Source organism: Paenibacillus sp. FSL M7-0656 (assembly GCF_038003225.1).
GTDB lineage: Bacteria > Bacillota > Bacilli > Paenibacillales > Paenibacillaceae > Paenibacillus > Paenibacillus amylolyticus.
The window spans coordinates 3,891,515-3,906,812 of sequence record NZ_JBBOOT010000001.1 but is presented as its reverse complement, the minus strand read 5'-3'; the positions used below and the strand labels follow the sequence as shown (position 1 = coordinate 3,906,812).

7 protein-coding genes and 2 rRNA genes are annotated in these 15,298 nt (G+C 49.3%); all 9 read left to right on the top strand.

The window, feature by feature from the left end:
* Window positions 1–80: 80 nt before the first annotated feature.
* The 9 genes from MHI01_RS17345 (at window position 81) to MHI01_RS17305 (ending at window position 15,291) form a co-directional block, all read left to right on the top strand.
* On the top strand, window positions 81–2,324 hold the full coding sequence (locus MHI01_RS17345) for a glycoside hydrolase family 88/105 protein (RefSeq protein WP_340984870.1): 2,244 nt from the start codon (window positions 81–83) through the stop codon (window positions 2,322–2,324).
* Between the two features lie 262 nt (window positions 2,325–2,586).
* Window positions 2,587–3,927: an ABC transporter substrate-binding protein gene (locus MHI01_RS17340; protein ID WP_315371281.1), complete on the top strand. Its 1,341-nt coding sequence runs from the start codon at window positions 2,587–2,589 to the stop codon at window positions 3,925–3,927.
* A 47-nt stretch (window positions 3,928–3,974) separates the two neighbouring features.
* A complete protein-coding gene (locus tag MHI01_RS17335; RefSeq protein WP_036616398.1) occupies window positions 3,975–4,925 on the top strand; it encodes a carbohydrate ABC transporter permease in 951 nt (316 codons plus the stop codon).
* Window positions 4,922–5,770, top strand: coding sequence for a carbohydrate ABC transporter permease (locus MHI01_RS17330; protein WP_036616400.1), 849 nt, complete (start codon window positions 4,922–4,924; stop codon window positions 5,768–5,770). Before MHI01_RS17335 ends, MHI01_RS17330 begins: the two co-directional genes overlap by 4 nt.
* A gap of 28 nt (window positions 5,771–5,798) precedes the next feature.
* Window positions 5,799–7,667 (top strand): cache domain-containing sensor histidine kinase, encoded by a 1,869-nt coding sequence (locus MHI01_RS17325; protein ID WP_340983712.1) that lies wholly within the window; start codon window positions 5,799–5,801, stop codon window positions 7,665–7,667.
* The gene (locus tag MHI01_RS17320; protein WP_340983711.1) at window positions 7,664–9,268 is read left to right on the top strand and encodes a response regulator; all 1,605 of its coding nucleotides are present in this window, start codon (window positions 7,664–7,666) and stop codon (window positions 9,266–9,268) included. The genes MHI01_RS17325 and MHI01_RS17320 overlap by 4 nt, the downstream gene beginning before the upstream one ends.
* A gap of 51 nt (window positions 9,269–9,319) precedes the next feature.
* Window positions 9,320–9,868 (top strand): GNAT family N-acetyltransferase, encoded by a 549-nt coding sequence (locus MHI01_RS17315; RefSeq protein WP_340983710.1) that lies wholly within the window; start codon window positions 9,320–9,322, stop codon window positions 9,866–9,868.
* Window positions 9,869–10,500: 632 nt separating this feature from the next.
* A 16S ribosomal RNA gene (locus MHI01_RS17310) occupies window positions 10,501–12,053 on the top strand.
* A 312-nt stretch (window positions 12,054–12,365) separates the two neighbouring features.
* A 23S ribosomal RNA gene (locus MHI01_RS17305) occupies window positions 12,366–15,291 on the top strand.
* Together the 16S and 23S rRNA genes form the textbook arrangement of a ribosomal RNA operon.
* The last annotated feature ends 7 nt before the right edge of the window (window positions 15,292–15,298 follow it).

Sequence of the window (15,298 nt, the reverse complement as noted above, 5' to 3'; positions counted from 1 at the left end):
TAGTTTGGTGCTCCAGTGTGGATGGTATGAATGCTATGATATAAGACTTTATTTCAACGGGAGAAGGATGTGTGCCATCGATGACGACCTATTTCAGTGAACCGCAGAGCATGTATTACCGATTTGGAGAAGATCAGGATCAGGTGCTGAAGGTACTGGCCGAGAGGTATATTGGAGCCAATGCGCAGGCTGATTTTGTATATCGGGTATTCCAGAAGTCTGGTATTTTGCAAAATGAAAAAGGGCTTTATGATCTGAATTTAAGTAAACGCTTTCCTGATGCGCCTAAAGACCATATATCCTACGCAGCTGCATTGGTTTGGGGGGACGAGGACCGAAACCTGGATGTACTGGTCCGCTGTTATGGGCCTGTTCGTTTCTATTTCAATGAGCAGATGATCTATCGCTCTACCGTAATGGATGAGATTAGTCCAGACGCAACGGTGAAGCTCAGCATCGATATCAAGCCTGGTTGGAACAGCATTTGGCTGGAGATGAAAAACACCCCTGCCGGATTTGGCTGCCAATTTGGGTCAGATGAAGGAAAAGTGCGCATTTTGAATGTATATGCTCCATTTCAGGAGAGACAGGGGCAAGCGGGGTGGGTGTTCTCCCAACCGAACCCAGCCACAAGTAAACAACCGGACCTGCTTGGAAAAGAATCAGACGTCAGCTTGAACTGGCTGCCTGAGACAGGCTGGTCTGATGAAGATAAAACCAAGCCAGCTTTCGAGCGAATATTCGGAAATCTTGCTGGTAAGCATGCTTATGCTTGGACCCACCTGAACAATAACGATTCAACCGGGAATGCAGTGCGATTGTCAGGTCAATCTTCCGGTTCTCTAAGTATATGGATTAGCGGCAAGCCTGTGGCGCAAGTGAAGGAAGCGGGTCCGTTCGAGGTGGATGTACCAGCTTCTTTTGGGCGGAGTGACCTGCTTGTCCGAAGTGAATGCAATGATACGGCAAAACCTTGGCATTTTAATTTGAACGCAACCGTGTCGGGTAAGCCACTTTCATTGGAACTTCCTCAGCGTGTGCACGGTGCTTCTGGAGAGTCTTGGTTATATGTTGGACCTTTTGAATCGGAGGTTGGACCGGACTTGGCGGATCTGACTCGAACGGACCTAGTGTACCAAACGGGGCTGGAACAGACGTACTGGCGTTTAGATCGACCGGATGCTTGGATCAGACCTTATTATGAGAACGCGATGTTAAGCAACAAATGGACAGTGGGCAGTGTGACCAATTATGGTCGCTGGGATTATCCATTGGGTGTCACTGTATATGGTCTATTACGGACGGGGCGTTATTTGCAAAGACCGGACATTACACGTTATGCGGCTGAGCATGTACAGGCATGTACCCAGATGTATGAGTACTCCTTATGGGATCGGGAGCAGTATGGTTTCCCGGCTATCAATCAACAATTGGTCATGCTGAAAATGCTGGATAACTGTGGTTCTTTTGGTTCGGCCATGCTAGAAGCGTATTCCGAGTGTCATGAACCAACGTTTCTTCCGATTGCTGAACGGATTGCAGATTTCATGCTTTCCCGCCTGGAACGGCAGGAGGATGGTGCATTTTATCGCACATGTGTAGGGGAGTATGCCGAGAATACCATGTGGGCAGATGACCTCTATATGAGCACGCCGTTTCTCGTTCGTTATGCACGGGTGACAGGCAACTCAACCGCATTGGATGAAGCCGCCAGACAATTTTCACTGTATCGGAAGTATCTGTTTATGCCTGAGTTCAAGATCATGTCCCATGTGTATGATTTCAAATACGGACAGGCAACGCAGATTCCATGGGGACGGGGAAATGGCTGGACACTGTTTTCCTTGACAGAGGTATTGGAAGCTTTGCCAACAGAGCATCCCGAGCGCCCAGCCTTAATAGATTTCTTCAATGAGCTGTGTGAGGGGTACGTAGCGCTTCAAGGGGAAAGCGGGTTGTGGCATCAGGTGTTGAATGTTCCGCAGACGTATGAAGAAGCCTCCTGCACGGCGATGTTTGCCTATGGTTTTGCGAGAGGTGTACGCTTTGGCTGGTTCAAAGACCCTGAAGTTTACGTCACAGCTGCCGAGCGGGCTTGGAAGGGACTTATCTGCAAAGCCATTGATCGTCAAGGGAGTGTGCATGGCGTGTGTAGCGGATCACGATATGCGTTTACGGCAGAGTATTATGATCAGGACTTGCGTACCGTTACCAATGACAATCACGGAATAGGCATTATGATGCTGGCAGGAACTGAAGTAGCAAAAATGAAGAAACATCTGGCTGAACACAGCGTGTCTTCACCTGCCGTCTCACATTCCTGACAGACCGCCGAGGTCTGATTTTCATACTATCGTTTCTATACAACAGTCTTCTGCTCCACGTAATACGGTTGTATATCCGTAATCATATTTGAGACGGGATCATCACCGCCGGGAATATCATTCCTGGTGGTTTTTGATTCCTGTAACTCCTTACTTTTTTGACAGGAAAGCTTACTTTTGTTTATGTCATGTACAGTAATAGACCGATACAATAGGTTTTGTAAGCGATTCCATAAATGCAAAAAGGGGAGGAAATTCATTTATGATGATTACAAAAAAGTGGGTAACCCTGTTCTGTCTGTCCCTGTTATTGTTCGCTACAGCCTGTTCTGGAGGGGCCGCCGATACATCTTCTTCTTCTGGGGAAGCAAGTGGAAGTGAAGGAGATTCATCAGGCAAGATTGAACTGCGCATGACCTGGTGGGGATCACAGACCAGACATGATCTGACGACCAAAGTGATCCAATTGTTTGAAGAGAAACATCCGGGAATCACCATTAAACCTGAATATTCCGGTTGGGACGGTTACTTTGACAAGTTGACTACACAGGTAGCCGGTTCAAATGCACCAGATATCATCCAGATGGATTACGCCTTTTTGACTGACTTTGCCCGGCGTGGTGCCTTGCTTGACCTGACTCCGTTTGCAGAGAGCAAAGAGCTGCGGACAGAGGATCATGATCAGAGCATGATTACAGCCGGTTCGATTGACGATAAATTATATGCGATTACCCTCGGAGTAAACGCACCAGGTGTCATATATGACGCCACCGTATTTCAGGAATTAGGTATAGAAGAACCACAAGAGAGCTGGACATGGAAGGATTTTGGGGATATTGCAACCAAGATCGCCGCAGCCAAAGGTGAGGGGTTCTATGGATCGGCAGACATTTCCGGTACAACGAACATGTTTGAAGTGTTTATTCGGCAATCCGGGAAAGGATTGTTTGATGGTGGCACAATGACAGCTACCAGCGAGGAGCTTCAACAATGGTTCGATATGTGGAGCGCACTACGCGAGAATGGTGGAGTGACTACAGCGGAGATAACGGCATCCACAACCAATGCGCTGGAGACACGACCGATCTCACTGGGCACAGCCGCCATGGACTTTGCATGGTCCAATCAATTGCTGACATTCCAGCAGGTGAACAAAAACCAGGATCATAAGCTTGGCATACAAGTGCTTCCGCATGGTGTAGGTGAAAAGCAAATCGGTGAATATCTGAAACCAGGCCAGTTCCTCTCCGGTTATGGCAAAACCAAACATCCAAAGGAAGTTGCCATGTTCATTGATTTCATGGTCAATGATCCAGAAGCAACCGCTATTCTTGGTTCTGAGCGTGGGGTGCCGGTTAACTCAAGCATTCGTGAACAGATGCAGCCTACGCTGCCGGAAGCGGAACAAACCATTTTCCAATTTATCGACACCGTATCGAAGAACTCCAGCGAGATTGACCCGCCATACCCGCAAGGATTTGCTGAAGTGGACACAAGTTTCAAGAGCGCAAGCGAGCAGATCGCCTTCGGTCAAGGTAATACTCCAGATGTCATTGCCCAGTTTATTGAAGGAGCCAAGGCTACGCTTGGATCGAGTCAATAATGATTGAAACTGTCTCACACTTCTAATTCTGCGGGGAGGTTGCGAAGATGACGACATCACAGGTCAGTCAAGCCCGAATCGAGCGTGTAACTACCCGGCGGGTCAAACGGAGATATGCGCATAATGGAGCCGCACTTCTGTTTCTCGCCCCATGGCTTGTCGGATTGTTATTCCTTACCCTAGGTCCAATGTTGGTATCGTTATACATCTCGTTCACCGATTACAGTATCCTGGCCGCCCCTTCCTGGGTCGGTCTGGATAACTACACCACGATGTTTACATCGGATAAACTGTTCACCCAGTCGCTCAAAGTCACCTTCACGTATGTCGCTGTATCCGTACCGGTCAAATTGATTTTCGCGCTGCTTGTAGCGATGTTGCTGAACAAAGGGATTCGAGGACTCGGCATTTACCGTACGGTGTATTACATCCCGACATTGCTTGGAGGTAGCGTGGCGATTGCAATGTTGTGGCGTAAAATGCTGGGTGGAGACGGGCTACTCAATAGTGTGCTTGCCATGGTAGGCATTAAAGCGCCCGATTGGGTAGCGAATCCGAAATATGCTTTGTACTCCATCGTGCTGTTATCCGTATGGCAGTTTGGATCATCCATGATTATTTTCCTAGCAGGTTTGAAGCAGATTCCACCCGAATATGATGAAGCCTCAGCGGTAGATGGTGCAGGTCCTTTGCGGAGATTCTTCTATATAACGTTGCCGATTCTGTCACCCGTTATCTTCTTCAATCTTGTCATGCAGCTGATTACATCCTTTCAATCGTTCACGCAGGCTTTTGTTATCAGTAATGGTAGCGGAGGGCCAGTGAACTCAACCCTAATGTACTCTCTGTATCTGTACAAAAAAGGATTTTCATTCTTTCAGATGGGCTATGCTTCTGCGATGGCCTGGGTGCTGGTCATCCTGATTGGCGTATTTACATTGCTCGTATTCCGCAGTAGCAAGCTGTGGGTGCACTATGAGGATGGTGGGAAATCATGATTGGACAACGGAACTCTACAGCATGGGTCGTCAGCAAACATGTGTTGATCTCAGGCATCGCCTTTGTCATGCTCTACCCGATCCTCTGGATGCTGGGCAGCTCATTCAAACCGGGACATATGATCTTTACAGAGACCTGGTTCTGGCCACAGGAATGGAATTGGCAAAATTACATGAATGGCTGGTCGGGAATTCAGGGCAATCCGTTCTCCCGCTTTCTGACCAACTCTGTCATCCTGTCGCTTGGCGCCGTACTGGGCAATGTCATCTCCTGCTCTATGGCGGCATATGCCTTCGCCCGACTAAATTTTCGTTTCAAAGCCATCTGCTTCGGACTGATGCTTATGACGATCATGCTGCCCCATCATGTGACGCTGATCCCGCAGTATATTCTCTTCAACCACCTGGAGTGGGTGAATACGTATCTGCCGCTTGTGGTGCCAAAATGGCTGGCGACCGACGCCTTCTTCATTTTTCTCATGGTACAGTTCTTCCGGGGATTGCCCAAAGAGCTGGATGAGGCGGCTACCATTGATGGATGCGGTCCTGTGAAAATATACACAAAAATCATCATCCCACTTGCTTTTCCGGCACTGGTCACTACGATGATCTTTACGTTTTTGTGGACATGGGATGACTTCTTCAGTCAGTTGATCTACCTGAGTGACGTTAGCAAATACACTGTGCCGCTGGGTCTGCGCCTGTTCCTTGATTCCAGCTCTCAATCCGATTGGGGCCCGATGTTTGCCATGTCGGTGTTGTCGCTGGTGCCATGTTTTATCGTATTTATCGTGTGTCAAAAGTACTTCGTGGAAGGAATCGCGACCTCTGGGCTCAAAGGGTAATTCCAAGACGAAACGAGTTGATTTTTCCATGAGGAAAGGAAGATGGTCTTCATTTATTAATCAAAAGCTGCAACAAAGCAAGCTCTCCACGTTGATGGTGACTTGCTTTATTGCGTTTAACCTCCTGCTCGTCTCGGTTGTGGTCTGGCTGGCATATCAGTCTTTCTCAGCAGTCACATTTGCCGAGATTAGCAAAGCACGCCTGGCTCTTCTGAACGAAAGCACACGTCGGGGATTTGATTTCATCACAGGGGTAACCGGAACTTCCTATGCTTTGGCAAGCAATCGGGAACTGTCCAGTCTGCTCGAAACGGCTGATACGGGCAGGCTTGCACAGATTCACCAGCGGAGAGAGGTCTCTCGAATTCTGGATCATACCATGGTCGTGAGTGAAGGCATCACTTCCATTGAACTGTATACGGATGCCTTTAATGAAGTGACAGTGACTATGGCTGATCGCATATTTCCGGTGGACACCATCGCACACGACTCTTGGTTTGCTACGCTGGAAAAGGCTGATGCGGCTTGGGTTCCGCTGCGTGAGAACGAATCAGGCCAATCCTTGGTCGGATACGCCCAGCGGATTTTCGACAGTCGTGGTGGAACGGTTGCTTATGTGCTCATTCGACTGAGTAGAGCGGACATCGTACGCAGGTTTGCCGATGTACCCATGGTGCTTGATGGAAAAGTCCTGTTGGTAGATACGGCTGGTAATGTCGTAATGCAGATGGGGAGAGTTGATCCAACAGGGGAGAATGAACGGGCGGATCGAAGAAATGAAGCTAGTACAGTACAGGAAACGGGTGAAGCTGTAAATTCATCTTCTTCTATTATAGATAGTGCATGGATTCAGGAACATGTACAGCATGGTGCAGACGGGTACGAAGTAGTTTCCGGCCAACCTGGAGGTGCTCAATTGGTGCTGTACTCCAGGCCAGCCATGCTTCAGTGGCGCCTCGTACAGACTATTCCGGTATATACACTGTTATCTCCGCTCAGACAAGCAGGCTGGCAGATCCTCGGCATCGCCGTGCTGGGACTATTATGCTCGGCTGTGCTGGCGTACCTGTTTGTAAGGCAGATCATCGGACCTTTGCGACAATTAATCAAGCGAATGAGACAACTGGAGAAAGGGGACTTCGATACCCGGGTCCAACTTTCGTTTACGGAGGAATATGCCCATTTGGCTTATGGCTTTAATCACATGGCTTCACAGCTCACGACGCTGATGGAACAGGTGAAGGATGAGAGCCGGGCCAAGCGTGAAGCCCAGACGGGCTTGCTTGAGGCCCAGATCAAACCCCATTTTCTATACAATACCCTCGACATGATCCACTGGCGCGCACTTGATTACGAAGCCAAGGATATCAGTCGCATGATTGTACAACTCAGTAAGCTGTTACGGATCGGGCTGAGTGGAGGGAGACTGTTTATACGGGTTCGTGATGAGTTGGAACATGCCCGTTGCTACGTTAACATCCAGTCAGAGCGGCTGCCGTTCTCCATTCAATATCAGGAGCAGATCGATCCGCATATTCGCGGTTGTTACATTCCCAAGATCATTTTGCAGCCCTTCATCGAAAATGCCGTTATGCACGGGCACCCTGAAGAAGGCACACTTCGAATTCAGGTGCATATGCACGAAGAGGTTGGTCCGCATGAGGATATCGTCATTCGTATCACGGATAATGGGCGGGGTTTGCCGGAGGGGTGGAAACTCGAAGAGACGTGTGGCATCGGCGTACGGAATGTACATCAGCGCATCCAGCTTTATTGTGGGAAGAGGTATGGTGTTCAACTGAGCGATAGAGAGTCAGGTGGCGTGGAAGTGACCATTACGCTGCCGCGTATTGAGACCGACGAGCAATTAAATCTATGGCTGGACGGTGAAAAATGATGAAGACCATTATGCTTGTTGATGACGATCCTCATATTGTAAAGGCATTAACAGATCATATTGATTGGCCTTCTCTGGGCCTCAGCATTGCAGGCACTGCTTCCAATGGCTTGGATGCGCTGGAGCTGTTTCACCGTATGCATCCAGATGTCGTTATGACTGACGTATATCTACCGGGGATGACCGGGCTTGAGATCACACAGACGTTGCGACGTGATCATCCCCACTTGCCGATCATCATTCTTAGTGGATATGACGAATTCGAGAACGCCCGGGCAGCCATGCGCTGGGGGGTGAATCACTTTTTGCTGAAGCCGGCAGAGGTTGAGGAGATTGAGTCTGTGCTGCGGGAGGTGCTACTGGAACAAGATGTGCGAGAGCGGCATGAGCGGCTGGAGCGGACATACAAGCAGGAGGTCGGACGGGTACTTCCGTATTTGCGCAAACAATTTCTTCACGAACTGCTGACTACGCGATATCGGGCAGACGAGCTGCCCAAAGAACGCATGGACTATATAGGCATTCATATGTCCTCCCAGACACGCGCCATCAGTCTGCAACTGAATCGCCCCGTATTTTTGACACGGATGAAAGAACGGGATTGGCAGCTTCTCCGCTATGGGGCGGCCGATATTATTCAGGAGACGGTGAAGGAGCACGCGGCGCGCATGAATGGTCAGGTAGAGATTGTTGATTATTCGGATCAGGTATTTGTGTTGCTTCTATTAGGAGATAAAGATCATCTGAAAGAATGCCTGCCATTCGTGGAGAGGATGATCGATCAGATCTTTACGTATCTGAAAATTGAAGTGAGTGCTGGAATCGGAAGATCCAAGAGTCACCCATGTGAGGTGATAGATTCCTATCTCGAGAGCAGGGAAGCGGTGGAAAAAGCAGAGTTTCAAGGTGGAAGTCGTATCTACCACTATGAAACATCAGAGGAAACAGAACCAAGTGTGACCGATTATTCATTATTGCTTCGTCAATGGAACGAGGCTTGGGCGGATATTCGACCTGACCTGGCCGAAGAGGTATGGCATCATATTTGCCTTTTGCTGAAAGAGGGGAAATGTGTTGGGATACAGGATGTACAGGTTGTGGCCGTCAGTCTGTTCGACACGTTGATGCATAGCTGGAACCGACTTCATCCTATGTTAACGCCGCCGCTGGCGATGAGTGATTTTTTGCGTGAAATTCAATCGAAATATGCGTTGCATGATCTGGTAAACTGGATGGATCGTATTATCTGCGACTGGCTGGAACAGATACGTAAGGAGATGGGCGAGAAGAAAAGCAATAAACTTATCGAGCAGGTGAAACAGTATGTAGAGCTTCATTACGCCGAAGAGATTAGTTTTGAAGCGATCGCCAAGGGGCTGTTTGTACATCCGAAGTATCTGAGTCAACTGTTCAAAAGGGTGACCGGTGAGAATTTCGTGAGTTATTTGAACGGGTACCGGATTCAGAGGGCGTTGGAACTGTTGCAGTCGGGACATTACATGGTATATGAGGTGAGCGAGATGACGGGGTTCCGTAATGCAACGTATTTTAGCCAGGTGTTCAAAATGCTTACGGGCAAGAGTCCGTCTGAGGTGGGGTAGAGCGATACAGGTATAGTAATTAAATAAAGTGGAAGAGGAGGTATGGTTCTTATGATGATCGATCAGCAGGAATATTACATTAAAGGCTTATCTTACTCCATTAGATCGGCAGAGGAAAAAGATGCTGAGGCCTTGTCTTCACTACGTGTACAAATCGATGGGGAGACCGAGAACATGGATCGTGAAGAGGGCGAGGCGTATATCGACGCAGCCGGGTTTAGGCGGATCATCCATTTGGACACTGAGAAGTCACGGAATTTGTTCCTTGTTGCTGTAGTAGCGGGTGAGATTGTGGGATACTCCCGATGTGAAGGTACAGAGCTGAAGCGCTTTTGCCATAAAGTTGAGTTCGGCGTGTGTGTATCCAGAGAGTTCTGGGGGCATGGGATTGGCAAGAACTTGTTAGAGAAGTCGATAGAATGGGCAGACCAGACTGGTGTAGAGAAGATGACGTTGAACGTGCTGGCATCCAATGAAAAGGCAATCGAGTTATACCAAAAGAGTGGCTTCGAGATCGAAGGTATTTTGAAAAAGGATCGTAGACATGCGGATGGACAGTATTACGACACGATAGTGATGGGCAGGTTCAGAGACTTATAATGGTATAAAAAGTGAAAAGAAGAATCTATATAAGCCCACAGCTTACGGAGTTTAATTATTAGATTTGATACCGACATAATAGATAGCAGTGTTATTGAGAAGATGTATTATGTTTCTTATCTTATAGAACGAATGTAATGATGTTGAATGAGTCTATTCACAACCTATTATTGAGATAGATTAGACCGGTGAGTGTATATAGGATATAGTAAGAGGATATTGCCATTGGAAAAAGAGATTATGAAGAGATTGAATCAAATATATAATAAGTTTTCAGATGGGATATTTTACAAGTAGTAATTGTGTTGTGTATATGATATATTCTATTTCCGGCCAAAAAAACACGAGAAACAAAGTGCCGCAGGCAAAAAAAATAAGCTTCGAAAGAAACTTAAAAAAAGAGCTTGCTAAGTTGGTTCGGAAGTGTTATGATATAAAAGTTGCTGAGGAGAACAATACTCGGTAACAAAAACAAGTTTGATCTTTGAAAACTGAACAACGAGTGAGTAAACATTCTGCTTGCAGAATGAACGCAAAAGTTTGAGACAAGCCTTGGCTTGGATCGACTGGAGCACAAATGAGATTTTTAATCTCGTCAGATTCAAAATGAGCTTATCGCTCTTTTCAATACTTTATTGGAGAGTTTGATCCTGGCTCAGGACGAACGCTGGCGGCATGCCTAATACATGCAAGTCGAGCGGACTTGAAGAGAAGCTTGCTTCTCGGATGGTTAGCGGCGGACGGGTGAGTAACACGTAGGCAACCTGCCCTCAAGTTTGGGACAACTACCGGAAACGGTAGCTAATACCGAATAATTGTTTTCTTCGCCTGAAGGAAACTGGAAAGACGGAGCAATCTGTCACTTGGGGATGGGCCTGCGGCGCATTAGCTAGTTGGTGAGGTAACGGCTCACCAAGGCGACGATGCGTAGCCGACCTGAGAGGGTGATCGGCCACACTGGGACTGAGACACGGCCCAGACTCCTACGGGAGGCAGCAGTAGGGAATCTTCCGCAATGGGCGAAAGCCTGACGGAGCAATGCCGCGTGAGTGATGAAGGTTTTCGGATCGTAAAGCTCTGTTGCCAGGGAAGAACGCTTGGGAGAGTAACTGCTCTCAAGGTGACGGTACCTGAGAAGAAAGCCCCGGCTAACTACGTGCCAGCAGCCGCGGTAATACGTAGGGGGCAAGCGTTGTCCGGAATTATTGGGCGTAAAGCGCGCGCAGGCGGTCATTTAAGTCTGGTGTTTAATCCCGGGGCTCAACCCCGGATCGCACTGGAAACTGGGTGACTTGAGTGCAGAAGAGGAGAGTGGAATTCCACGTGTAGCGGTGAAATGCGTAGATATGTGGAGGAACACCAGTGGCGAAGGCGACTCTCTGGGCTGTAACTGACGCTGAGGCGCGAAAGCGTGGGGAGCAAACAGGATTAGATACCCTGGTAGTCCACGCCGTAAACGATGAGTGCTAGGTGTTAGGGGTTTCGATACCCTTGGTGCCGAAGTTAACACATTAAGCACTCCGCCTGGGGAGTACGGTCGCAAGACTGAAACTCAAAGGAATTGACGGGGACCCGCACAAGCAGTGGAGTATGTGGTTTAATTCGAAGCAACGCGAAGAACCTTACCAGGTCTTGACATCTGAATGACCGGTGCAGAGATGTACCTTTTCTTCGGAACATTCAAGACAGGTGGTGCATGGTTGTCGTCAGCTCGTGTCGTGAGATGTTGGGTTAAGTCCCGCAACGAGCGCAACCCTTATATTTAGTTGCCAGCACTTCGGGTGGGCACTCTAGATAGACTGCCGGTGACAAACCGGAGGAAGGTGGGGATGACGTCAAATCATCATGCCCCTTATGACCTGGGCTACACACGTACTACAATGGCCGGTACAACGGGCTGCGAAATCGCGAGATGGAGCCAATCCCAACAAAGCCGGTCTCAGTTCGGATTGCAGGCTGCAACTCGCCTGCATGAAGTCGGAATTGCTAGTAATCGCGGATCAGCATGCCGCGGTGAATACGTTCCCGGGTCTTGTACACACCGCCCGTCACACCACGAGAGTTTATAACACCCGAAGTCGGTGGGGTAACCGCAAGGAGCCAGCCGCCGAAGGTGGGATAGATGATTGGGGTGAAGTCGTAACAAGGTAGCCGTATCGGAAGGTGCGGCTGGATCACCTCCTTTCTATGGAGAATCGTTTCCTGCAACGGAAACATTCAAAACTGCAGCTTAGCTGCAAAACACTCACTCGTTGTTCGGTTTTGAGAGCTCAAGCTCTCAAAACAGCTTGCTTTTGCATGGAGCTTGTTCTTTGAAAACTAGATATCGAAACGAAACAAACGCGAATTAGAACATTCCTTTTTAGCTGAACTTGTGTTAAACAAGTTTCAATAAAAACGGTAGTCAAATTGCTTTTGTGATGGTATCGGGTGAGAGCGACTTTTGGCTTTGCGCAAGCAAAACAAGGGAAGCGAGCGACCGAAACCGGAACAAAATGGTTAAGCTACTAAGAGCACACGGAGGATGCCTAGGCGCTAGGAGCCGATGAAGGACGTGGCGAACAACGAAACTGCCTCGGGGAGCTGTAAGCAAGCTTTGATCCGGGGGTGTCCGAATGGGGAAACCCAGCTGGGGTAATTTCCAGTTACTCATAACTGAATACATAGGTTATGCAGAGGCATACCAGGGGAACTGAAACATCTAAGTACCCTGAGGAAGAGAAAACAATAGTGATTCCGTCAGTAGCGGCGAGCGAACGCGGAGAAGCCCAAACCAGAGAGCTTGCTCTTTGGGGTTGTGGGACGTCTCACATGGAGTTACAAAGGAACCGGTTAAGCGAAGAGGTCTGGAAAGGCCCGCCAAAGAAGGTAAAAGCCCTGTAGTTGAAAGTCTGTTCCCTCCGAGACGGATCCCGAGTAGTGCGGGGCACGTGAAACCCCGTATGAATCCGGCAGGACCATCTGCCAAGGCTAAATACTTCCTAGCGACCGATAGTGAAGCAGTACCGTGAGGGAAAGGTGAAAAGCACCCCGGAAGGGGAGTGAAATAGAACCTGAAACCGTGTGCTTACAAAAAGTCAGAGCCCGTTTTAGGGGTGATGGCGTGCCTTTTGTAGAATGAACCGGCGAGTTACGTTCCCGTGCAAGGTTAAGGTGAAGAGCCGGAGCCGTAGCGAAAGCGAGTCTGAATAGGGCGAATTAGTACGTGGACGTAGACCCGAAACCGGGTGATCTACCCCTGTCCAGGGTGAAGGTGCGGTAACACGCACTGGAGGCCCGAACCCACGCATGTTGAAAAATGCGGGGATGAGGTGGGGGTAGCGGAGAAATTCCAATCGAACTCGGAGATAGCTGGTTCTCCCCGAAATAGCTTTAGGGCTAGCCTCGGAAAACAGAGTCGTGGAGGTAGAGCACTGATTGGGTGCGGGGCCCGCAAGGGTTACCAAGCTCAGTCAAACTCCGAATGCCATAGACTTACTTCCGGGAGTCAGACAGTGAGTGCTAAGATCCATTGTCAAAAGGGAAACAGCCCAGACCATCAGCTAAGGTCCCCAAGTGTGTGTTAAGTGGGAAAGGATGTGGAGTTGCACAGACAACCAGGATGTTGGCTTAGAAGCAGCCATCATTGAAAGAGTGCGTAATAGCTCACTGGTCGAGTGACTCTGCGCCGAAAATGTAACGGGGCTAAACACACCACCGAAGCTATGGCTTGATGCTTTGCATCAGGGGTAGGGGAGCGTTGTATAAGGGTTGAAGGTGTACCGTAAGGAGCGCTGGACATTATACAAGTGAGAATGCCGGTATGAGTAACGAAAAGATCAGTGAGAATCTGATCCGCCGAAAGCCTAAGGGTTCCTGAGGAAGGCTCGTCCGCTCAGGGTAAGTCGGGACCTAAGGCGAGGCCGAAAGGCGTAGTCGAAGGACAACAGGTCGAAATTCCTGTACCACCGTAAGCCGTTATGAGCAATGGGGGGACGCAGTAGGGTAGTGACGCGGACTGATGGATGTCCGTCTAAGCAGTAAGGCTGATGTGTAGGCAAATCCGCACATTGTAAGGCTGAGCTGTGATGGGGAGCGAAAATTATAGTAGCGAAGGTCATGATCTCACACTGCCAAGAAAAGCCTCTAGCCAGGTGATGGTGCCCGTACCGCAAACCGACACAGGTAGGCGAGAAGAGTATTCTAAGGCGCGCGGAAGAACTCTCGTTAAGGAACTCGGCAAAATGACCCCGTAACTTCGGGAGAAGGGGTGCCCCGGTAGTGTGAATAGCACGAGGGGGCCGCAGTGAAAAGGCCCAAGCGACTGTTTAGCAAAAACACAGGTCTGTGCGAAGCCGTAAGGCGAAGTATACGGGCTGACGCCTGCCCGGTGCTGGAAGGTTAAGGGGAGTGGTTAGGAGCAATCCGAAGCTGTGAACCGAAGCCCCAGTAAACGGCGGCCGTAACTATAACGGTCCTAAGGTAGCGAAATTCCTTGTCAGGTAAATTCTGACCCGCACGAATGGCGTAACGACTTGGGCGCTGTCTCAACGAGAGATCCGGTGAAATTTTAATACCTGTGAAGATGCAGGTTACCCGCGACAAGACGGAAAGACCCCATGGAGCTTTACTGCAGCTTGATATTGAATTTGGGTACGATCTGTACAGGATAGGTGGGAGCCTTTGAAACGTGAGCGCCAGCTTGCGTGGAGGCAACGTTGGGATACCACCCTGATCGTATCTAGGTTCTAACCTGGTACCGTAATCCGGTGCGGGGACAGTGTCAGGTGGGCAGTTTGACTGGGGCGGTCGCCTCCTAAAGAGTAACGGAGGCGCCCAAAGGTTCCCTCAGAATGGTTGGAAATCATTCGAAGAGTGCAAAGGCATAAGGGAGCTTGACTGCGAGACCTACAAGTCGAGCAGGGACGAAAGTCGGGCTTAGTGATCCGGTGGTACCGCATGGAAGGGCCATCGCTCAACGGATAAAAGCTACCCTGGGGATAACAGGCTTATCTCCCCCAAGAGTCCACATCGACGGGGAGGTTTGGCACCTCGATGTCGGCTCATCGCATCCTGGGGCTGAAGTAGGTCCCAAGGGTTGGGCTGTTCGCCCATTAAAGCGGTACGCGAGCTGGGTTCAGAACGTCGTGAGACAGTTCGGTCCCTATCTGTCGTGGGCGTAGGAAATTTGAGAGGAGCTGTCCTTAGTACGAGAGGACCGGGATGGACGTACCGCTGGTGTACCAGTTGTTCCGCCAGGAGCACCGCTGGGTAGCTATGTACGGACGGGATAAACGCTGAAAGCATCTAAGCGTGAAGCCCCCCTCAAGATGAGATTTCCCAGTATGTAAGACCCCTTGAAGACGACGAGGTAGATAGGCTGGGGGTGGAAGTGCAGCAATGCATGGAGCTGACCAGTACTAATCGGTCGAGGGCTTATCCAATAGCAAG